Origin of the sequence: Aquimarina sp. AU58 (genome assembly GCF_900312745.1) — a bacterium.
Lineage (GTDB): Bacteria > Bacteroidota > Bacteroidia > Flavobacteriales > Flavobacteriaceae > Aquimarina > Aquimarina spinulae.
This window is the reverse complement of record NZ_OMPD01000009.1, coordinates 296708-319807: the sequence shown is the minus strand read 5'-3', so window position 1 is coordinate 319807 and position 23100 is coordinate 296708. Positions and strand designations below refer to the sequence as shown.

The following is a 23100-nucleotide window of genomic DNA, read 5'->3' as shown; positions in this document are numbered from 1 at the left end:
TGGTTTGTAAAAGGTACTTCCTTTTATGTAGCAATATACCTATTTAAACACAAAATCGGTTCGAGTTTGTACCCGAACCGCTATTGTTACTATACCTTGTTTTGCGTTTGCTTTTTTCTGTAATCAATTTGGAGAATGTAACCCCATTTTATTTCCTTCAGAATCAAGAAACAATGCGAAATATCCACTTTCATCGGCATGAGGTGTTTTGGGGACAATGATTTTACCGCTATTTTTCTCGACTTTATCAAGGATTACCTGAAGGTTGTCTCCACCATTTAGATATATAGTCACACCATCTGCAGAGGGTTTAAAATCTTCTCCTTTCATAATAACACCAGTAACCATTTGTTCTTCATATGGAAATATGCCCATTTCCATACCTGGCATTTCCATTTTCTCAATATTTATATCCAAAATTGCTTGATAAAATTCGATTGCTCGCGAAATATCTGTTGCCGGAATTTCAAAAATTGAAATATAACTTTTCATGTCTTTTGCACTTTGATTTATGACTGAATCACTCTTTTGTCTCTCTAATTTGGGTTTATCTGTGCTATTACAAGCAGCAGAACCCAAGATTAATATTACTATAAAAAGACTACATATTATTCTCCTCATGCTTATTGATTAAAATATTGCGGCAAAGTTAAACTGTCTATGAGAAACGAAATTGTAAAAATGCGACAGATCTATTTCATTTGTAGAAAATGGAAGAAAGCGTCATGTTTTCATTTCCTAAAAACTCTTTCGGGCTAATTCCTGTAAACTCCTTGAAATCTTTAATAAAATGTGCCTGGTCATAGTATTCACTTTTATAAGCAATGTTAGTAAGACTTTCTCCTTCTTCGTTAAGTAACATTTTTAGGGCACCTTGTAACCGAATTACTCTACCCAACTGTTTCGGGCTGATCCCTATTTGTTTTACAAACAATCTTTCAAGTTGTCTTCTTTTGGATACATCTTTTTTAAGAATATCACGTATAGATGTGCTCCCCTTTGTTGATAAGAGGGTATCTATAGTTGTTTTAACAATATTGTCGACCGTGACCTGCTCACTGAGTTTATTAAGAAGAAAAAATTCGATGATCTCTATTCTTTGTTTTGTATCTGTGGCTTGAATTATCTCTTGTTCTAATTTTCGAGCAGTTTTTTCTTCAAATAACATTTCAATTGGCGTTTCCTTGTTTGCCAATGTTTTGATTGGTGTAGTTACAAAATTGGCAAAACCATAAGGATAAAAACGGATTGCAAATGTGTTAACATATCCTGTTGGTTCTATATAAAAAGGGTCAATGATCTGTCCTAATACCATTGAACGAGGTTGTATAATAAAATTATCCTCGGTGGTATATCGTTTTATATCATCTCCAAGTATAAATGCCATTTCGATCGTGCCATCAGGAATTATTCGTTGTCTCTGCGTATCCTCTGTTGCAGGAACTTCCAAAGTCCAATAACAACTAATTAGCGATTCTAAATCTGGATGGGGCTGAAAAGTTTGATAGTTCATTAACTGTTTGTTTTCTTAGGTGAAACATAACGTACCATATAAGAAACGCAGGGTAGTTTATAAGCAATATGTTTCGGGTTGGCACTAAATCAAATATAAATATTTTGCTCTTATCATTTCGTGTAGATACTAAATTTATATTTGACAATTTTACAAAAAGACATTAGTCATTCGATTAAGCTTAGTAGCCCTATGTTTTCTTACACATTGTTAGCCACTGGCTTTTTATAATTTGAATTCTGTGATATTTTCTTTAGTGTCAAAAATATCAGGATAATGCTCTTTTACATTTTTTATCATAAACTCTAATGGAACATCTTCAAAATGTCCATAATCATCAAGATATTCCATAAAAAGATTTCCCTTGTCATTAAATTGTTGTAAAAATGAATTATTTTCTCCATCAAATTCTAAAGGAGCAACATTACACATTCTACACATTGATTTATTAAAGGCAGGAGATAGTTTAAGCCACTTACCGTTTAAAAAAACATTAACCATTCCATGTGGCGTTAATACGTTTGTTCCAAATTTCTCAGTCAATCTTTCCACTCCGATATGATTTTTAACTTTTCCTAAGTGAAGTCTAGCAGGAATTCTTAAAGCCCGAAGACAAGCAATCATTATTATAGATTTTTCTACACAATGCCCCTTTGATTTTTTAGCAATGGTACTTGCTTTAAAATTCTCTTTTGAAAAGCTCAAATTATAGGGGTCATATCTCCAAGAGTCACGAACTTTCAAATACAAACTTATAGTCTTTTCTTTTTTGGATAATGATTCTGTTTTAAATTCAGAGATGATTTCTTGAATTTCGTCACTTTCATAGTCAAAATAATATGTAGATTCTAAATAATTCATTTTTCTATTATTTGTATTTATTGTTGTGCTTGTGGCTAACAATGTTATAAAGGATACATGTCCTTTAAATACTATTGTATCTACAAATCTACCGGTTTTTACTCAATCAACTATTTTTAATCTGGTAACTTATCATATGGTCTATCCTACTACTCTACCAATCCTTCACCTTCCATATACAACTCCTCTAATTGTCTTTTAACTTCATCAGATGGATTTGCCCACATTCCTCGTTGTATGGCTTCCAACAAGCGTTCGCTCATATCTTTTAGTGCCCAGGGATTATTTTGGGTAATAAATTCTTTGTTTTCGGGAGTTAACAAATAGCTTTCTGTAATCCCTTCATACATAAAATCATCAATTAGGTTTGTCGTGGCATCATAGGCAAACAGATAATCTAAAGTGGCAGCCATCTCAAAAGCTCCTTTATACCCATGCCGTTGTACTCCGGCAATCCATTTGGGATTAATTACCCGTGAGCGGTATACTTTTAGTAATTCTTCTTTCAGTGTTTTTACCTTGGGCGTTTCTGGTCTGGAATGATCTCCAAAATAGATTTCAGCTTCATTACCTTTTACAGTTTTTACGGCATTGGCCAATCCCCCATGAAATTGATAGTAATCATCGCTATCCAAAATATCATGTTCCCTGTTATCCTGATTTTGCATTACGATCTGCATCGCTTGCAATCGATACTGAAACGATTCATGCGCAGAAACTCCTTTTTTAGAATTGCCATAGGCATATCCACTCCAATTGATATATACTTTGGCAAGATCTTCCTGGGTTTGCCAGTTTTTCTCATCGATTACGGCTTGCAGCCCTGCTCCGTATGCTCCCGGTTTAGAACCAAACACACGATATAAAGCACGTTGCGAAGCTTCTTCTTGTGGTAATCCTTGCTCTTGCCACTGTGATTGTTCTGCTAAAAACCGTTTTCTGATGGGATTATCGTCTAAAGGTTCATCCAGATTTGCCAAACGCGTTACCACCGCATTAAACAGATTGATCACATCGGGAAATGCATCTCTAAAAAACCCTGAGATCCGTAATGTAACATCTACTCTGGGTCTTCCTAATGTTATTAAGGGAATTACCTCAAAATCGGTAACTCTGCGATTGGCATTTTTCCATAACGGGCGTACTCCCATTAATGCAAATGCTTGTGCAATATCATCTCCCCCTGTACGCATGGTAGAGGTTCCCCATACCGAAACTCCAATGGTTTCTGGGTAATCCCCGTTTTCCTGCAAATATCGATCAATAATCAGCTGTGCGCTTTTCTCTCCCAAACGGTAGGCCGTTTCAGTTGGAATGGTACGTACATCTACAGAATAAAAATTCCTACCGGTAGGCAACAAATCCAATCGACCTCGTGTTGGTGCTCCCGACGGCCCAGAAGGAACATAGCATCCATTAAGGCCACCTAATAAATATCGTAGTTCATCTGTAGTCTGTTGCACCGCAACCAAAGTTGTAGATTTGACATATTGTAACATCTTGTTTAAGACAGGATATTCTTCGGCAAGGATTTCTTTTTCTAAATACGTAATCAATTGTCTTTTTACAATACTTTCTAATTGTTGAATCACGTGTCCTGTCGTTTTACAAAAAACACCTTCAATAGTCAACTCCATAGGTTCTGTATAGGCAACCTCAAGAATGTTTTTGGTAATTCCCAAATCTTTAGCCAGTGCTTGTGTGATTCCTTCCTGTTGATATCCTGGTACGCGATGCAATGCTATTAACAAATCTATGAGCTGTTCATCTACAGGGGCTTTTCCAAAAATATGAAGTCCATCTCTGATTTGTGCTTCTTTTAATTCACACAAATACCCATCTAATTTGACTAATAACTCATCTACATCATCTGAGGCGATTCCCAAATCTACATTGAGCTTGGTTTGGGTAACCAGATCAGCAATTTCCTTTTCTAATACACGCGAACGTTTGGGATCTAAGGTAGAAGCTTCATAATATTCATCTACCAGATGCTCTAGTTTCATTAGGCTACCATAGCTTTCTGCTCGGGTCATCGGTGGAATTAAATGGTCTATGATCACGGCTTGATTGCGTCGTTTTGCCTGTGTTCCTTCTCCCGGGTCATTAATAATAAACGGGTAAAAATGTGGTAATGCGCCAAATACGGCTGCAGGAAAGCAAGTTTCGGGATCTAGTGAAACACTTTTTCCGGGTAACCACTCCAGGTTTCCGTGTTTTCCTAGATGGATCACGGCATCTGCCTGATAGTTTTGTTGTAACCAAAAATAATAAGCCAGATATTGATAGGTTGGTGGCAGATCAGGAGAATGATAGATTGCCTGTGGATCCTGATTATACCCTCTGGAAGGTTGAATACTCACAAAGATATTTCCCAATAAGAATCCAGATACTATAAATCCATCACCGGTATAATACGGATCATCTTCTGGTGTCCCCCATTGCGCTGTTACTTTATCTTGTAATGCTGAAGATAATGCCGAAAAACATATATCAAAATCTGCTCGATCAAAAGTCAATGCATGCGGCCGGGTCATCGTGGTCGTAACATCATTAGTGGTTACTTGTGTAATCCAATGCATTAGCTCTGTACCACTCTTTGGTAGTTGCTCTCCTACACTATATCCTTCGGCTTTAAGGGTATCTAATAAAACAATGCAACTTTCGGGTGTATCGAGACCTACTCCGTTTGCAAGACGACTGTCCTTATTGGGGTAATTTGGTAAAATGACCGCTACCTTTTTATCTATATTCTTTTTATACTGTAATGCAGCCCATCGTTGGGCTAATTCTGCCATAAAATCACAGGCAGGAATATGGGCTTCGTATTTTAAAATAGAACTATCGGTAAGTGCATCTTTACTAATTTCTTTTTTAAACGAAACCGCTCGACCGATAATTCGCCCATCAATTTCGGGTAAGGCGATATTCATAGCAATATCTGTAGGCGGTAATCCAAAGAGTCCTTCTTCCCATACTTGCTTATTAGCAGTAGAAAATATGGCTTGCAAAACGGGAATTTTAAGTTTTTCGAAGATAAACACTGAACCATCCATGGGTTTGATCGTAAATCCTGTAGTATTGATAATGGTATGCACATCACGCTCCCCGTTATGAGTCATTAATGCTTGTACCTGATCTAATAATTTAGGATCTCGCAAGTTACTTGCAAAAACCACAAAAGCATTCATTCCTCGTTCCTGAAGCGCTGTACTCATCGCATGTAACGGCTCCATATTATCAGATAGAAAATGGGTGCGATATCCCAATAATGCCACATTAGGTCTAGAGGCATCTATAGTACTTTCTAAAACTTCTTGAGTAGTCATTCCTAACGCTGTAGTATATAAAAACACCTCTGCAATACCTATAGCAGGTACAATCGGAAGTTGTATATCAAAGAAACGAGTTCGTAAATAATTGAATAAAGCAACAGCATTTTCTTTTCCTCCTTCCTGTAAATATTGTCGACACTGATGTACAATTTGTATATCGACAGATGACAATTGCATTAACTCAAAATCAGGTTCATGAGCTGGTAAAAACAATATCGTATTACCCGTTTGCTCTTGTAAACTCACCAGAGACTCAACTAAATATTTGTAATAGCTGATTCCTCCCAGCATACTACAAACAATGACTTTGGCCTTACTTAATACTTCTTCAAGATAAGTATCTATGGTCAATTCTTGTTTGAGATATACCAGGTTGGTCATTCGTAAACTAGGCAATTTATCTCCTTCTGCTTTATATAGTCCCTTATACGCCTCATTTAAAGTATGAATTTCGGTATCTCCGGCACTCAGAAATACAATATCTCCCGGTTGCTGATCGATATAAAAAATACCATCATCATTGGGGTTCCACCCTCCGGGTATGGTTGCGATTAGATGCATAAGTCTATAGGTTCTTCTAACGCTGCCCAGTACAAATGAATGTAGCTGGCATATACGTTTTGATATTGATATATTTTTGTGGTAACTTCTTTTTCTCTTGCCGAGAATACTTGCCCTACAGTGGGTATGATATCATCATTTAGCACTTTAGAATAATGAAATTCATGCCCCCAAATTTCTAATCCTTTGTACACTACTTTTCGATATCCTAAAGATAATTTTTTGTTTTGCATAGATGTACGAAACGGAAATATCCCTACCATATCATATTCTTTACCTTCTTCATCAATAATGGTATTTCCCAGATACATCATCCCACCACATTCTGCCAGGATTTTTACTCCTCGATCAGCAGCTTTTTTTAACTGATTTCGCATTGCGATATTATCAGATAACATTTCAAGATATAATTCAGGATACCCTCCTGCCAGATAAATCATATCTGCTTCAGGGAGTTTCTGGTCATGAATTGGACTAAAATATAGGATTTCTCCAATAGCTTCTAGCCATTTTAGATTTTCGAGATAGGTAAATGTAAATGCCTCATCTTTTGCTATCGCTATCTTATATTTTTTTTCAGAAGTTATAATAACTGATGCTTCCTGATCTATTTTAGGGACTATTTTTGCGCATTCTAAAAGTGTAGTTAATGATACATGAGCTGCAATATGTGAGGCTGCTTTTTCGATAACATTTTCAAAAGTACCATCGATATGTAATCCCAAATGGCGTGAGGGAATTGCAATTTCCCCATTCGGCGGAATGTATCCTAAAGATAGAATCCCCACAGTATCACATGCTTCTTTAAGGAATGCATAATGTGATGCTGTTTTTACAAAATTAAAAATAACACCCGCGATCTTAACTTTGGGATCAAACGTTTTTAACCCGTGTAAGATTGGAGCAATAGTATATGCCATAGCACTGGCATTAACCACCAAGATTACCGGAATATCCAATAATTTAGCTATCGCTGCCGAGCTTCCCTTATCCTTTACTGCACCATCAAACAATCCCATCACTCCTTCTACAATACTAATATCGGCAGACGCACTATACCGTTCGAAAACGGTTTTCACATGCTCCTCAGGCATCATCACGGTATCTAAATTTACGGCTGATTTTCGGGCAGCAGTACTGTGATGAATCGTATCAATATAGTCGGGTCCGCATTTAAACGTTTGTACGGTATTTCCCTTGTTACTAAACCAACGAGACATCCCTAATGTAAGTGTTGTTTTTCCCGAATTACTCCACGGAGCAGCTATTAAAAATGCTTTGGACATATGGTGGTTTAAAAAGAATTGAGATTTTAGATCGCTTCGCTGTTAGAGATTAGATTATAAATTTTGTATTGGCGTAATTTAGTCGATTCATTGTCATACTGAGCTTGTCGAAGGACATTCTTTTTTATACTTGTATATTTCTATACACATAATTATTTACATCATTAAAAATCAGAAACTATAGTGTACTTCAGTTTTAGTTGTTGTGCTAATTGTTTGGCTTTACCTAATCGTACAAACCCTGTTTCGGTATCAATAACAGTAGCTTTTTGAATCCTCGCCAGGTATTTTTTATAGGTAGAAACCGCGTACTGAAATGGGTTTTCTGCTCCCGCATTTATTTTTCCATCTGTAAAAACAAATAGTTGTACTGTTTGTGTATTTACAGATCGCAATAACTCATATACTTTAAAAAAAGCAGCTCCCAAATTCGTTTTTCCTCCTGTTTTTAATTCGTGATTTATATTCAAAATTTGTTCGGTGTTGGCTGTAAATCCCTGAATAACTTTAGCTGTAGTATTCTGCAAGCCAACTATAGCATACTGGATTTTTTGCAGAGGATAAGATGTAATTGTTTTCTCTATGATTCCCTTTAAATATGCCATTTGCTGATCTAGCGCCATAGAAGCACTGGTATCTACCAGGAATATAATTCGTGCTACTGCTTTCTTTGTTGCTTGTTTATATACTGTTGTAAATTTCCCTGTCTTTAGATACTCTTTTACAGATTGCAGTACTGATATTTCTTGTTGTCGTTCTGCCGGATATGCTACTGAATATAATTTCTGTTGAGTATCTAAAAGGACTTCTTGTTTTTTAGTTGCCTTTGAAGCCGAAAATTTCAATCCTTGTTGTACAGCCTTTGGCAATTGAAATGCTGTATTATTTTGCTCGTTTTGAGGTGCCGTTTCTTCCTTGGGAGTATAATTTTCTGTATCAGAAGGGTTTTCTTTATTCTGATCTGTTGGAGGCGTATATTCTTTTGCACGATGTTGTAATACAAAAGGTGCTATACGATCTACCATTGCTTCAGTTACCTGTTTCTCATTATAAAATGCTGCATATGCTCTTGCCGTTTTTAAAAGTAAGATATCTGCACGCATTCCCTCTACCTGATTAGCTATAGTTAATGTAGCACACTGTTCTTGTATCGATTCTGGAATAATTACAGCATTAAGTATCTTTTTGGCCAAAATCACCTGATGTTTAACCTGCTGTTCTTCTTCTTGAAACCGATTATAAAATGCTATTGGATCATTATCAAAACTAAGACGTTGCATTGCAATTTTGGTACGTGTCTTTATTTTTTTGGGAGTCTGGATGGTAACACTTAATCCAAATCGATCTAGTAACTGTGGTCGCAAGGCTCCTTCTTCTGGATTCATTGTACCAACAAGACAAAAACGACTATCCATCCATTGTGAGATTCCTTCACGCTCCAGGTGATACCCTCCTGTTGCCGAAGCATCTAATAATACATCCATTAGATAATCATTGAGGAGGTTCACCTCATCGATATACAAAAACCCCTGATGTGCCTGCGATAATAACCCCTTATCTACAATCGTAGTTTTCTGGTTAATCAATGCCTCCAGGTTAATGCTCCCTAATACCCGATCTTCGGTAGCGCCAATAGGTAAATTAACAAATGGGAAATCTTCTCCCATCAACTGACTAAGCCCTCTTACCATAGTGGTTTTGGCAGTACCTTTATCACCGGTTGCCAGCACTCCTCCAATACTTGGATCTACCAGATTGAGTAACAAACATAATTTTAGATCTTCCTGATCGGGGATAGCAGTAAAAGGATAGGTATATTTTGGTTTCATCTGTATTTTTGTATGATTGGTAAAAATACGGAATTCTATAATGTAGCTAAGATCTATTTATTTAATATTTCTTATCCCTTCATAGACTACAATACTCACTGCATTAGCCAGATTTAAACTTCTTACCTTATCACTGTATATTGGGATTTTATAGAGTTGATCTGGATATTTTTCTGTTATAGTTTTTGACAAACCAGTAGATTCTTTTCCGAAAACAAAAAATAGATCATCTTCATAGGGTATAGAACAGTAGTCTTTTTTTGCATGGCTCGATAGGTATACCATGTTTTTACCTTTATTTATAACATAAAATTCATCTATACTATCATACATATATACCGAGATGTGTTTCCAGTAATCTAGCCCAGCTCTTTTTAATCTCGAATCACTTAATTCAAACCCAAATGGTTTTACCAAATGTAAATTTGATCCCGATGCTAAACTAAGTCTACCTATATTACCCGTATTCATAGGGATTTCTGGTTCTACAAGTACAATATTATATGCCATTCTTTATTATATCTACGCTCTTCAATCACTTATAAGCAATATATGCCAGTAACTAGTATACTTAAGGTTATTCAAAAAGTACACTTTGTAATACAATGCATCCAACGACTATCGAAATGATACCAATAACACCATTCATCCATTTAAATATAGACATATTACGCTCTATAAAACGGCTCATGGTAAAGATTAGTACATAACTATATACTGCCATAGAAAAGATAATCCCGATAGATTCTACTATTAATATCAGGATAGCATCAGAGATTGTGTCTGCACTAATTATTAGTGCAGAGGTTAGCGCACCTCCTGTACCTGCCAATCCATGTAACATCCCTATCCAAAACGACCTGTTAATAGGATTCATAGCAATTTCTTCGCCTCTTTTTCCATGCAAATGAATAGGATTATTAGCTACATGCTCATGCGCTTCTATTTTTTTATGATCTGCCATCATCTCATTAATCTTATGATTTCTTCGAATAGCCATTACACCTAGCCAAATCATAATTGGACCGACAGAAAATTCTGCCCAAAAAGAGATACTCTCTACAAAAGCATGTAAGGCAGCTCTAAATACTAACGCAATTCCTCCAAACATCAACAAAGTTACCGAATGTCCTAATGCCCATTGAGATGCTGTGAATGCCGTTTTAAAAGATACTTTCTTTTTTTGAATAGCATTTTCTGCCGCAAGTACGGATACTGCCGACATATGATCCGGTTCAAAAGAATGTAAAACTCCTGCGATCAGAGGACGGGCGAGATTCATGATGTTCATATAGTGTATGATATGTGAGTTCCATCGTTATTAATCAGATACATAGCAATCGTTACATTTGGTGCTATTTTCTGACAATGATAATGGCATTCTTCTATTAGTTTTTGATAAAAATTTTCCTGGGCTGTAAAAGTAAAAATTTCCCGAAGACGTCCTGCCATATTTAATGCTAAAACTTTGTTAGCAATTTCCTCTGGATATCCTGCTGATATAGCCAACTGGTATATAAAATCTTTATCCCATGTTGCTTTTCCACTATGTGTATTCGTTCTACCTTGTGCTAATTTTGCTGCTTTTCCTAGCATAATCCCCATAGATACTTTGGTAATCTGGGGAGATTGATCAATCTTTTCAAAAGTTTCCTGTATCCAGTTTCCGTAATGTATACAAGATACTTCTGAAATGTTAGGAAATATAGACCTCAACATCTTCTCACTGCGTGCTCCAGAGTTTATTAATAATGCTGTCATGCCATTGGCAACAGCAACATCAATCCCTTGTTGAATGCTAGCAATATAAGACGCAGCAGAAAACGGAGTAACAATACCCGTAGTTCCCAATATTGAAATTCCATGCAATATCCCTAAGCGACTATTCAATGTTTTTTTAGCAAGCTCTTCTCCGTTTTTCACCGATATCGTAATGGTTACTCCGTTTTTCTCGAGTTGATAATCTGATATTATCTTTTTACAAACGATACGCATCATATCTCTGGGAACTGGATTGATTGCTGGTTCTCCAACAGGTATTTCTAATCCCGGTAAGGTAATTAGCCCCACTCCTTTTCCTCTTTTAAAAAGAATATCTCCTGTATTATTAAGAGATACGGTAGCCATGATCTCTGCATTATGAGTAACATCGGGATCATCACCCGCATCTTTTATTGTCGAATATGTAGCCTCTTTTTGTGTTAACGTATTGGATTGAACCTGAAATGTAGCGATTTCACCTATAGGCAATTGCACTTGTGTTTCGGTAATCTCCTGTTGGGTTACCAAACTCCACAACGCAGCTTTAACGCAGGCCGTGGCACAGGCTCCTGTGGTATACCCTCTTCGTAAAGGTCTATCTGGTATGTCTTGTAATTCGCTCAATAGTTGTTAGTTTAAACCAATTCTCTTTTTATAGCATACAGTTATTTTTTGTGGCGTGCCCCCTTTGGGTCAGGCTATTCGTTACAACTCCTCGTATCTTCTATCCTTCGACTACGCTCAGGTCAAGCCTTCGACAAGCTCAGGAAGGCAATACTGCGGGGTTTTCACTACTATCCTTCACGCAAAATACCATCATTAAAGAAATTCTTAACTAATTTCTATCTACTAATCATTTTAATCAACTCTGCTTCTGTATTTACACAAAGATATCGATTAGAAATTTTTGGTTTTTTGAGAATGACTATCGGAATATTTATTGCTAAGGCCGCAGCTATTTTTTCTTCCAGTTTTCCATTACTTCCACTTTCTTTAGTAAAAATTACCCCTGGAGATAGTTTGGTAAATAACTCCATTTCGGCGGCCTTAGACTGTGGATATCCAAATAATAACTTTGTTTTTGGAAATCCAGCCTCATCGGCAATCGCTCTAGAGCTATCCCGATCCAAAATACGAAACCAGGTAAGGTGATTCTTCCAGTAGGATCGTAATTTCGCAATAGTTTGCACTCCCGAAAGTGCCAGTAATGAACTATACTTATTTTTGTTAAAATAGCGTATCGCTTCTTCAAAGCTATCTGCATAAAATACGTTTTGATCTAGTATTCTTGGAGAAAACTGTCTTTGAAAACGTATTAAAGGCAATGCGATCGAAATATCTGCAATCATTTGATGCAATTGCACTGCAAAAGGATGAGAAGCATTAATAATATGTGTAATCTCATGTTTCTTGCAAAAATTCTCTAAGAGAGAAGTTGTCATTACTCCATCTATAGGAATTCCTTTCCCTTCATAATCCACTCTTGTTTTGGTCGAATAGTAATACGGATATTCTAGTTCATCCAATATTCTGGCGACTTGTTTCCCTTCCGTAGTGCCTCCAAAAACGAGTATCATGAAGATTGAATTTCTTTTTCTTTTTTTCTAAAGATATGGTGCCATTTATCATCATATAACCACGATCTGTTTTTACGGGCACCTACAGCTTCGCCAACTACAATAAGCACCGTACGAGTTAGCTTATTTTTTTTGATGATAGTAGTTAGTTCAGAGAGGGTACCTGTCCATACTTCTTCATCTTCCCAACTCACACGGTATAATATCGCTAATGGCGTATTTTCTGGATAATGTTCCAGAAGTTGTGCTTGTATTTTTTTAGCGATGCCTACACTTAAGAAAATACACATGGTAGCTCTTAATTTTGCCATATCTGCAATTTTTTCGTGTTCTGGCATTGGTGTATTTCCCTCTCCTCGGGTAAGGATAATAGTTTGTGCTACTTCGGGAATGGTAAATTCTGATTTGAGATACGCAGCTGCCGCCTGAAATGAAGAAATTCCCGGAACGATATAATAATCATATCCTTTTTCGTCAAAAATAGTCATCTGCTCCTGTATTGCCCCATATATAGAAGGATCTCCAGAATGTAAGCGCACAATAGATTTTCCTTGTTCATAATATTGATCAATAATCATTATTTGCTCTTCTAAGGTCATCGATGCAGAATTACGCACCAATGCGCCTTCTTTTGCCATATGCGTCAAAGCTTCTGGCACCAAACTCCCGGCATATAAAATACAATCAGCATTTTCTAGAATGTACTGCCCTTTTAAGGTCAATAATTCTGGATCTCCCGATCCTGCGCCTACAATTGCAATACTTGCTTTACGCTCATATCTGGCCGACAAGCTTAATGCATAGGTAAATTTCTTACCAGACGATGTGAGCGCTTTTGTTTTTTCGACCAACCATGTTGATTGACCTGCTATTAATGCCGCAGCGGCTTCAGAAACACCATAAACACCTACTTTTTTCTTTACAACTTCTGAAGGGTTGGCAACTGTAATGGTATTAAGTTCTTCGCCTGTATAGGTAATAAAAGGAATATTATAATACCCTGCAAAATCAAGATATGCTTGTTCCTCATTCTTAATAGTTGCAGATCCTATAGCGTAGATACTTTCTATCGCGATATGCTGTTCTTCTAATGCAGACTCTAATCCTTTCATTAGGAGTTGAGGCTCTATACCTTTTGCGCACCCACTACCTAATGCCACACAAGGAGGGTAGAAAGAAAGAAGAGGAGTCTCTGTAACGATAAGTTCATAACCCACATATAGTATTAATTCATAATTGCTATGTTCAAAATCTCCCTGATCATAATAAATATCTACAAAATCCGGATAGGTTTTCTCCAGATATTGAACTCCTTTATTCTTAACTTTTAACACTAATGCTGTAGATTTCCTATTCACAAACAGTGATATGATCTTATTTACAGGAATAGAACTTTTCATTTTCCATCCATAGGTTTCTGCCAATGTATCCAGTGCCCATAGGTTTTGCAAATCACTAGATGTAGATAGCACCGCCTGCGCATTTAAGATTCTACTAATTTGGGCTGTGAGTGTATTGGCTTTACCAATATGACCGCTAAGTACAGCTTGTACAAATTTTCCCTGATCATCAACATTAATCACAGCAGGATCACTTGCTTTATCCTTGATATGTGGGGCGATACTACGCACACAAATCCCTAATGCTCCGACAAAAACCCATGCATCATAGTTATGAAATAAGCCTTCTATCAACTCTGATACCGAATTGATTTGCTTTATATCTTTACTCGCTTCTACTGTTCTTGTTGTAAACAACTTAGAGCGGTAAAATTCTTTTTGCAAGGTTTTAGCAATAGACAATCCCTGATCTGTAAAACAGAGTATTGCAACTTTTATAGTGTGTTCTGACATGTGTTTTTTGAAAAAGCTATTAAATTCTCCTACGACGCAAAGATATTAGGTTATTAACGTCTTAAAAAATGTTTATTAAGATTATGCATATCTGTTATGCAAAAAACCAAAAATCAACAACAGGCTTTTTATTCCATAAGAGGAGTAATTCTTCTATTTCCTTTTTCCCTGTTGGTGATGCTACTACAATAATTATCTGAGCATTCTCGAGCATTTTGACATTGTCATAATGCTCTAATCGTACTCCATAGATGTCCTTTCCTATTTTTCTCTCATTATCACATACCCAATGAAATTTATCATCATAAGATTGCAAGAGTTTGGCCATATCTTTACCATTTTTCCCTGCGCCCCACAGTACTAAAGGTCGTGTTTTATCTCTATCTAATTCATAAAAAAAGCGTAGCTTAAGATCAAAATATCGATTGTCTTTATATTCGTCCCAGGTACGTGAGATTCTATCAGATCGATCCCTCCAGTGATGTAGAATTTTATCAATCCCTACCACTGTTAAACCTAATCTGTAAAACCGAAAACAGAGGTCGTAATCTTCGGGATATACAATCGGATCAAAAGCTCCTGCCGCATCAAAATCCTCTTTGTGTAGTAACCAACAATGAGATGGGATAACACATTCTCTATAAATCTCTTGATAGTGAGTACTTGTTCTGGCAACTTCATTAAGCCATTTTTCATATTTAAGAAACCCATCACCTACAACTCCCTCATCAACAAAATGCTCAGTTCCTCCTGCAATCACAGTTCCTTTTCCATGTTTACTCCATTCTTCTACAAGTACTTCTATTTTATACGCTGGCATTTTATCATCAGAGTCCATTCTGTTAATCAACATTCCTCTGGTTTCTGCATATCCTACTTGTAGTGTTGGGATTAATTTAGGGCTATCACTATTAAAAAATCGAATTCTGGAGTCTTTTTCAGCATATTCCTGCAAAATTATTGGGCTATCATCAGATGAGTGATCATTTACCGCAATAAGTTCCCAATTTTGATACGTTTGTGCCAAAATAGAATCTAAGCAATCCCTCAAATAGGGAGCCGTATCTTTAACGGCCATTACAATAGTAACTAGTGGTTGATCTGTCATTGCTTTAAAGGTTTTCTCCAGGAACTCGGTAGCTTTTTTGTTATTTCAATGTTTTGGAATTCTTTACTAGAACGCGCCCCATGAGTTTTTACCCATTTGGCCATTTCTAAAAGCCCTTTCTCTAAATCTATATGTTTTTTGGGGTTAAAAACAGTATCAAATTTTGAATGATTAGCATAGGCATGAGTCACTTCTTCCCGTTTTTCTAATTGCTCTATATTCAGTTCTGATTGCATTGCATTACTAACTGCTATTGCCAGCTCTTTTACAGAGTAAACTGTATCACTTCCTATATTAAAAACTGTATTATATGCTTCGGGTACTGTTACCGAATTAGCAATATAAGGTGCAATATCATCAATATGTGTAAAAGCTCTGGTTTGCTTACCATCTCCAAAAATAGTTAACGGTTTATTTTCTAGAATCTGATTCATAAATATCCCTACAACATTACGATACTTATCTCCTATATTTTGATGTCTTCCGTATACATTATGAGGCCTAAAAATGATATAATCCATACCAAACATCTTATGTGCATTTATTAAATCTAATTCTACGGCATACTTTGCTATTCCGTACGGATCTTCTGGTTGCGGAAATTGTGTTTCTACCAATGGCAATGTATTTGTTCCATAGACTGCAATAGAAGAGGTGAAAACAAAACATTTTACCTTATGAGCTACTGATGCATTAATCAGATTAACACTACCGATCAGATTATTCTGATAATTGAAATTTCTAATAAAATGACTTAACCCTTCTGCCGCATAGGCAGCCAAATGATAAACATAAGTGAACTTATACTCATCAAAAAGAGTATGTATTAAGGTAACGTCTAGTATCGACCCTTCATAAAATAGTGCGGCTGGGTTTATATTCTCTTTATCTCCTCCAGAAAGATCATCTAAAACTATAACCTGGTGATTTTGTTTTAGTAAATGATTGACCACATGCGAACCTATAAATCCTGCTCCGCCAGTTACAAGTGAAGTTATTTTCACACGTTTAAATTTTTAATGCTCGTTTCATTTGGCAAACCTACATAAATTGATCATATATGGGGCAGATTTTGTTTAAAATGAATTATTTTCAAGATCTATAATAGATCTTGAAACAAGCTTTCTGTTATTTACACTCTTATATAACAGGCTTTACAACCAAACGTTAATGATTCTAGAGTCTATAACGATAATCTAATATGAGAAATGGTGTTATGCGAGTATTTGTGAGTGATTCGATCAAGTCTTCTGAGTCTGATCCTAAGCAATAACCCTCATTCAATAAAATGTTTTTATAAGTGACACACCTATTATTATCGTTAGTTTCTGTTGCTTTATCAATAATAATTTCAACATTCTGTAATGAAATGTTCTTTGTATCTATATCTTCTAAAATAAGATGATTTGTAAGTAATTTTTCAGAAGAAATAGTACTTATAACACTGTTGGTTTCTTCTACCTCTGTTTCTATTTCTATCTTTTTGATGTCGAGTTTGGACATATCACCATCCTCTCTATAAGAATATAGAACAGCAGCGCCAATCACCAGTAAACTAAGTAGTTTATTTTTTTTCATAATCATGTTCTTTTCCTAATACTTAGACACAAAAGTATACACTATATGAAGTGAAGAACACACTGGAAACCGTGAATTTTATCAAAAACGAGCAAATCACATACTGAAAAAAAATTAGATTCCTATTTGGTTTTAGACCTTAATTTTATTGCCTTAAGTAACGTAATTGTATTGTATTCATCAAGTGATAATACGGATTCTTCTATGATAGTATACCCTATTTTATCGCAACCTGCTTTAAAAGCTTGTACCGAACTTTCTTTTACAGCATTAATTACTATACAGGTTTCAAGTTTTAAAACCGGAGTTATCTTTAGAAAAAGTTCTTCTAATCTACCTCCATGACCCCCAATAAAAATTGCTTCAGGCTTTGCAAATTGAGTAAGATCCTGCTCAAAAAAATCTCCCATTACAATTTGAATCCCAGGAACTCCAAAGCGTTTTTGGTTTTCCGCTAAAATGGCTTTACACTCTGGCCTCTTTTCAAAAGCAATGATATCTAAATCCCCATTTTTTAATTTAGCCTCGACACTAACAGATCCAGTGCAAAAGCCAATATCCCATAATGTATCAACATTAAGAACATTTAAGTAATGTAGCGTCGTTAATCGAACAGGCATTTTGGTAATCATCTTAGGTCTTCCTGGCAAACCTTTAAAATCAGCATCCTTTATCCCAAAATCAATTTGGCGATGCGCTGTTTTTTTTAATATCACACAATTCAGTGAGTAAAACTTCATTGTTGAAGCTTTTTGCAAAGCTAGTTCCTGAAACTTTTCCTGTTCTCCTTCTATATCCTCTCCTACAAGCATGACATAATTATCATATCCATACTCCAAAAGTCTTTTTGCAATGATAGCTGGGGTTTTTTCTGCATCTGTAAGTACCCCGATACTTTCATTTTGTTGGATTAAGATAGCATCTAATGCTTTCCAGCTTCTTCCGTGCACACTTATGGTTTGTAAGTGATTACTGTTCAAATTCATAGCATTAGCCAATAATTGAATTGAACCAAAATAGGGTGTTGTTATAATTTCTGCATCGGGATATTTATTTTTTAATGTATTCGAAAATCCATAAAACAGTGGATTGCCAGAAGCAAAAACAATAATTGGTACTGTTGCTTTTTCATATGCCTCGAATACTTGAGACATCGGAGATTGAATAGTTATCCATTCATGATTTTCTGGAAGGTAGTCTTTAACCAATTCGTAATGACGTTTTCCTCCACTAAAAAATAGGGTATCCAGAATATTTTGTTGTTGTTCTGTTGTGAAATCCGGGGTTTTATTTCCGATACCTATAATATGGAAAGTCATAGTATTATTGATATTGTATATATTCTGATAGCATTACCAAATGCCATAAAAGATTGATTCTCTTTTTAGGTATATTTTTCCTGAATAACGACTTCTTTTTGAAGTTTTTTACGATCCCATTTTTTTAATTCTAACTCGGGTTGGTTATAAAACATGTCGGTATACCCAAAGCATAAATACCCTATTAATTGGTTTTGTTCTGGAGCACCAAGTACTTGTTTTACTTTTTCTGGATCCAAAATACTCACCCATCCCATACCTATATTTAAGGATCGTGCCATGAGCCACATATTTTGTATCGCACAAACCACACTGTATTTACCCATATTAGGCATACTTGTTTGTCCCAAAACAGGGCCTTCTGCAGGTTTATAAAATACGGCCATATTTAGAGGGGATTCTAGAATCCCTTCTAGTTTAAGCTTGATATATTCTTTTTGCTTTTCGTCTGTAAATTGAATTGCGGCACGTGCCGTTTCTTCAGAAAAAGTTTCTTTTACAGCTTGCTTCGTTTTTTGATCCTGGATCAATACAAATTCCCAGGGCTGCGAAAACCCTACCGAAGGAGCTGCCAATGCAGCTTCTATGATCCTATCAATTGACTCTTGAGATATAGGAGTATTTAAAAATCGATTTCCTCGGACATCCCTGCGATGCGCCATTACCTCTTCGAGCAATGCTTGTTCTTTATCGTTAAATATACGTTGTGGATGCTCTTTCATATATTCTATAATTTGGCTTCTTCTAGCGTAAATGCTGCATTAACAATAGCCGCTGCAAAATTACTACCTCCTCGCTTTTCGGTAATCAATGCATACGGAATATGGGATATTGTTTTTAGTCGTTCTTTGGATTCTATTACATTGATAAATCCTACTGGCGCTCCAATAACTCCTGTAGGAGATAATATTCCTTCTTGAATCTGATCTGCAATCTCAATTAATGCAGTAGGTGCATTTCCGATAACAAATAGTGCGTTGGGGTATTTTTTTGCAGCGAGTTTTATTCCCGCCTGTGTTCGTGTTAACCCTTCTTTTTCTGCAAGTTGAAGAGATTCCTTATCGTTTAATAAACAAACTACTTGGTTACCATATTTGGCAGTATATGCTTTTGTAATACCTGCAGCCACCATAGTTACATCGGTAACGATTGTACCTCCATTTTTAAGATAATCATGCCAGGTAGCAATCGCATGCTTAGAAGTCTCCAGATAGTTTATATATTCAAAATCACCAGAGGTATGTATACATCGTATTGCTGCCCATAAAGTATCGTTTGCTAATGTATTTGATGGGATATTATCTAATATTTCTTTAAAGCTGGCTTGTTGTATTTCTACACCAGTCTCTGGTTTTCTGTTTAAATATCCTCTTGGTGTGACTAGATAATCTTTATATCTAAAAGTCTGACTATTTCCTATCAATACCACACAAAACATATCTACCTCATCGACATCTAACTCTGCCAAAGTGGTGATTTTAATCTCTTCTTCTGTTCTTCCTAATTGTTTGCATATCGCTACAGGTGTAGTTTTGGGTCTATATTTAAGGTAAATAGTTTTTAACGCTCCCAATTGCCAATACCGTTTTTTACTTTTAGGATTATACAGCCCTGTTACAAAATCTCCCATTGCCGCAGCATGGATGCGCTTCTCTATTGTGGTCCAGGGAGTCATCAAATCAGATAAGGAAATACAACAAAAATCATGACCTAAGATAGCTCCTAATTTACTTCCTGCTGTGATAAAGGCAGAAATGCCTGGTACAGTCTCTACAGGAATATCTAATTTTTGCTCTGCAACTTTTTGATATACTATAGATGCCATTGCATATATACTGGCATCACCAGAACCAATAACGACAACCTGTTCTCCTTCTAAAGCATGTTGTATTGCGATTTCTGCTCTTTTTTCTTCTTCACTTAATTCTTTACCAATACATAAAGCATCAGGACGCACTAGATGTTGAATAAATTGAAAATAATAGTGATATCCTATGATTACAGAAGCTTCTGAAATTGCTTGTGTAGCCATCGGAATGATATAATCTGAATGCCCGGGACCTAGTCCTACAACTTTGATCATTGTTTGATAATTAATAAAGAGAAATATGGAATTTCTCTATTGGTCAGAGTGGTTAAATCTGTTGTTATATATTCTTGATTGGTTCCTAAACGTTCACAATAATAACATTTCCAATCTTTCTGTACTAATTCTGAGTGAAAATCATTCCAACCAGAGCGTATTTTCATTAATATCACGGTATCAAATTCTAAAAAGTATTTAGAGATTTCTGCGATATTTTTTACTCTTGGAACGATTGCAATTTTATCATTAAGTAAACTTAATGGTATTTGATGTTGCGATGCTCCCAGCGAAAAAGAATTGATTCCCGGCACCAAAGATACTGGTAATTGCAATTCTTGAAGCCCTATTAATATATACGAAAAAGAAGCATATAAACTAATATCTCCTTCGCATACAATTGCTATTTTTTTTCCTGCCTGATAAGCTTTTTCTATGTCTTTTACCGTTGCTGCATACGTTTTTGAAGCCTCTTGGCGATCGTATGACATATTTAGGAAAAATCCTTTTAGCTCTTTATGCTCTAATCCATGATATTGTAATATTGGATATACAAAGCTCTTTTTTTGATCTTTGGTAATAGATCCCGGATAAAAGATAAGATCGACTTCTTTTAGTATTCGTAACGCTTTAAGTGTAAGAAGTTCTGGGTCTCCGGGCCCTAAAGCTATTCCATAAATTGTATGCAAACCGTTATGTTCTTTTCTTTTTTCTTTTATACAAAAACAATTGCCATTTTTCTTCTGCTACTCCGGCTTTATCCATTTCTGCTCTGGCCATGGTGAAAAATAAATCTGATAGTCTATTAATATAGGCAACCACGTATTCTTCTACAGATTCGGGATCTTCATGCATTAAGGTAACCAATCTGCGTTCACCTCTTCTTATTTGTGTTCTACACACATGACATAGTGCTGAAATTTCATTTCCACCTGGTAGTAAAAAATAGTCAGACGGAGAGCTAATATTGGCTTCCATCTCATCCATCCATTGTTCACAAAAATCTGCTCCGTCTTTAGGTTTGGGATTAGGGTTTTCTTTTTTAGAATCTGATGGTCTTGCAAGGTGTGACATCATATCCATAAGATCTTTTTGAATTTTATGAAGATTTGGCTGCCACTCGTGGTCATTACCTAATTTTGCACGTAGCAATCCAATAGTAGAATTCGCCTCGTCCAAAGCTCCATTACATTCTATCCGTGCTGAATCTTTAAATTCTCTTTTTCCTCCAAAGACTCCAGTCTTACCTGTATCTCCTTTACGTGTGTATATTTTCAAGGGATTAAAATTTTAAATTAATACTGAAATTATGTCAATGAATGGTTATACTCTTTCTCCTACCAGTAATTTTTCTTCTAATATTTCCTGAATCTTTTGCTCTTCGAGTTCTTCACCAATAATTACTAATCGAGTGGCCTTGATTTCTCCTTCAATCCACTTTCTATCAAAATAGTTTTCAAACCGATCTGCCACTCCCTGAACAATCATACGCATTGGTTTACCAGGCACATGGATAATTCCTTTAATCCTGTAGATATGGTGTTCTGCTACTAATGATTTTAAATTTTTGATTAGCGTATCTGGGGTATGAGGTGCTTTAATTTCTATTACAATAGAATTGATTGAATCATCATGATCGTGGTCGTGATGGTGATGACCATGTTCATCATGATCATGGTGGTGGTGTTCTTCATGATGAGAATGTTTGTCATCTACATGATCTTCGGCTTTAGCATCAATTCCTAATAGTACATCGGCAGGAATATTACCTTTTACTGCAGAAATCAACTTGATGTTGTCGCCAACACGATTCTGGATAATATCTCTCACTTGATTATATTCTTCTGTATTGATTAAATCTGATTTGGTCATTATAATCAAATCTGCACAAGAAAGCTGATCTTCGAATAACTCTTCGATAGAAGATTCGTGATCCAGGTTTTCATCGTCTAATCGCTGAGATTGTACCTTATCACGGTCGCATATTTCGCCTGTGGCCTGTCCTACACAATCGACAACAGTAATTACAGCATCTACAGTGATTTGTGGTTTCAAATCAGGCCAATTAAACGCTTTTAATAATGGTTTAGGCAATGCTAATCCCGAAGTTTCGATAATAATATGATCAATATCCTGTTTACGCTCCATCAATTGAAGCATGGTGGGCAAAAACTCTTCCTGTACTGTACAACAAAGGCATCCATTACTCAATTCTAATATATTTTCTTCTTCACACCCACAGTCGTTACCTTTTAGAATTTCTCCATCCATTCCTAATTCTCCAAATTCGTTAACAATTATTGCTAATCGTCTACCATTTGCATTTTTAGCAATTTGATGTATCAAAGTCGTTTTTCCAGATCCCAGAAACCCTGTAATAATCGTTACAGGTATTTTTTGTGTGTTTAAAGCCATATGTTCTTATCAAAAATGATT

The 23100-nt window shown here is 36.0% G+C and carries 20 protein-coding genes; all 20 read right to left on the bottom strand.

Annotated elements, in window-relative coordinates:
• Nucleotides 1-123 precede the first annotated feature (123 nt).
• Nucleotides 124-621 (bottom strand): VOC family protein, encoded by a 498-nt coding sequence (locus DK441_RS08035; protein ID WP_200822837.1) that lies wholly within the window; start codon nucleotides 619-621, stop codon nucleotides 124-126.
• A 76-nt stretch (nucleotides 622-697) separates the two neighbouring features.
• Entirely contained in the window at nucleotides 698-1513 is an 816-nt protein-coding gene (locus DK441_RS08030; protein ID WP_109098256.1) for a helix-turn-helix domain-containing protein, read from the bottom strand.
• Nucleotides 1514-1738: 225 nt separating this feature from the next.
• Nucleotides 1739-2374, bottom strand: coding sequence for a transglutaminase family protein (locus DK441_RS08025; protein WP_109098593.1), 636 nt, complete (start codon nucleotides 2372-2374; stop codon nucleotides 1739-1741).
• Nucleotides 2375-2523: 149 nt separating this feature from the next.
• The gene (gene cobN, locus DK441_RS08020) at nucleotides 2524-6270 is read right to left on the bottom strand and encodes a cobaltochelatase subunit CobN (protein WP_109098255.1); all 3747 of its coding nucleotides are present in this window, start codon (nucleotides 6268-6270) and stop codon (nucleotides 2524-2526) included.
• A complete protein-coding gene (locus DK441_RS08015; protein ID WP_109098254.1) occupies nucleotides 6261-7556 on the bottom strand; it encodes a cobyrinate a,c-diamide synthase in 1296 nt (431 codons plus the stop codon). Before DK441_RS08015 ends, cobN begins: the two co-directional genes overlap by 10 nt.
• 164 nt (nucleotides 7557-7720) lie before the next feature.
• Entirely contained in the window at nucleotides 7721-9385 is a 1665-nt protein-coding gene (locus tag DK441_RS08010; protein WP_109098253.1) for a VWA domain-containing protein, read from the bottom strand.
• 57 nt (nucleotides 9386-9442) lie between these two features.
• Nucleotides 9443-9895 (bottom strand): tRNA (cytidine(34)-2'-O)-methyltransferase, encoded by a 453-nt coding sequence (locus tag DK441_RS08005; protein ID WP_109098252.1) that lies wholly within the window; start codon nucleotides 9893-9895, stop codon nucleotides 9443-9445.
• Nucleotides 9896-9962: 67 nt separating this feature from the next.
• On the bottom strand, nucleotides 9963-10676 hold the full coding sequence (locus DK441_RS08000; protein WP_109098251.1) for a hypothetical protein: 714 nt from the start codon (nucleotides 10674-10676) through the stop codon (nucleotides 9963-9965).
• The gene (locus tag DK441_RS07995) at nucleotides 10673-11770 is read right to left on the bottom strand and encodes a cobalt-precorrin-5B (C(1))-methyltransferase (protein WP_109098250.1); all 1098 of its coding nucleotides are present in this window, start codon (nucleotides 11768-11770) and stop codon (nucleotides 10673-10675) included. Before DK441_RS07995 ends, DK441_RS08000 begins: the two co-directional genes overlap by 4 nt.
• Nucleotides 11771-11988: 218 nt before the next feature.
• Nucleotides 11989-12723 carry a precorrin-6A/cobalt-precorrin-6A reductase gene (locus tag DK441_RS07990; RefSeq protein ID WP_109098249.1) on the bottom strand — a complete coding sequence of 245 codons (735 nt, stop codon included), beginning with the start codon at nucleotides 12721-12723 and terminating at the stop codon, nucleotides 11989-11991.
• Nucleotides 12720-14576 (bottom strand): precorrin-4 C(11)-methyltransferase, encoded by a 1857-nt coding sequence (gene cobM, locus DK441_RS07985; RefSeq protein WP_109098248.1) that lies wholly within the window; start codon nucleotides 14574-14576, stop codon nucleotides 12720-12722. The genes DK441_RS07990 and cobM overlap by 4 nt, the downstream gene beginning before the upstream one ends.
• A 94-nt stretch (nucleotides 14577-14670) precedes the next feature.
• Nucleotides 14671-15684, bottom strand: coding sequence for a glycosyltransferase (locus DK441_RS07980; protein ID WP_109098247.1), 1014 nt, complete (start codon nucleotides 15682-15684; stop codon nucleotides 14671-14673).
• Nucleotides 15681-16688, bottom strand: coding sequence for an NAD(P)-dependent oxidoreductase (locus DK441_RS07975; RefSeq protein WP_109098246.1), 1008 nt, complete (start codon nucleotides 16686-16688; stop codon nucleotides 15681-15683). Before DK441_RS07975 ends, DK441_RS07980 begins: the two co-directional genes overlap by 4 nt.
• 172 nt (nucleotides 16689-16860) lie before the next feature.
• Nucleotides 16861-17262, bottom strand: a complete 402-nt coding sequence (locus DK441_RS07970) for a hypothetical protein (RefSeq protein WP_109098245.1) — start codon at nucleotides 17260-17262, stop codon at nucleotides 16861-16863.
• Nucleotides 17263-17384: 122 nt separating this feature from the next.
• Nucleotides 17385-18581 carry a precorrin-6y C5,15-methyltransferase (decarboxylating) subunit CbiE gene (gene cbiE, locus DK441_RS07965; RefSeq protein ID WP_109098244.1) on the bottom strand — a complete coding sequence of 399 codons (1197 nt, stop codon included), beginning with the start codon at nucleotides 18579-18581 and terminating at the stop codon, nucleotides 17385-17387.
• A 65-nt stretch (nucleotides 18582-18646) separates the two neighbouring features.
• Nucleotides 18647-19303, bottom strand: coding sequence for a 5,6-dimethylbenzimidazole synthase (gene bluB, locus DK441_RS07960; protein WP_109098243.1), 657 nt, complete (start codon nucleotides 19301-19303; stop codon nucleotides 18647-18649).
• A 5-nt stretch (nucleotides 19304-19308) separates the two neighbouring features.
• The gene (cobJ, locus tag DK441_RS07955) at nucleotides 19309-20664 is read right to left on the bottom strand and encodes a precorrin-3B C(17)-methyltransferase (protein ID WP_109098242.1); all 1356 of its coding nucleotides are present in this window, start codon (nucleotides 20662-20664) and stop codon (nucleotides 19309-19311) included.
• Complete coding sequence (gene cobI, locus DK441_RS07950; RefSeq protein WP_109098241.1) at nucleotides 20661-21353, bottom strand: precorrin-2 C(20)-methyltransferase; 693 nt, start codon at nucleotides 21351-21353, stop codon at nucleotides 20661-20663. Before cobI ends, cobJ begins: the two co-directional genes overlap by 4 nt.
• Before the next feature lie 4 nt (nucleotides 21354-21357).
• A complete protein-coding gene (locus tag DK441_RS07945; protein WP_074407359.1) occupies nucleotides 21358-21942 on the bottom strand; it encodes a cob(I)yrinic acid a,c-diamide adenosyltransferase in 585 nt (194 codons plus the stop codon).
• 45 nt (nucleotides 21943-21987) lie between these two features.
• The gene (gene cobW / locus DK441_RS07940; protein WP_109098240.1) at nucleotides 21988-23079 is read right to left on the bottom strand and encodes a cobalamin biosynthesis protein CobW; all 1092 of its coding nucleotides are present in this window, start codon (nucleotides 23077-23079) and stop codon (nucleotides 21988-21990) included.
• Nucleotides 23080-23100: the final 21 nt, after the last annotated feature.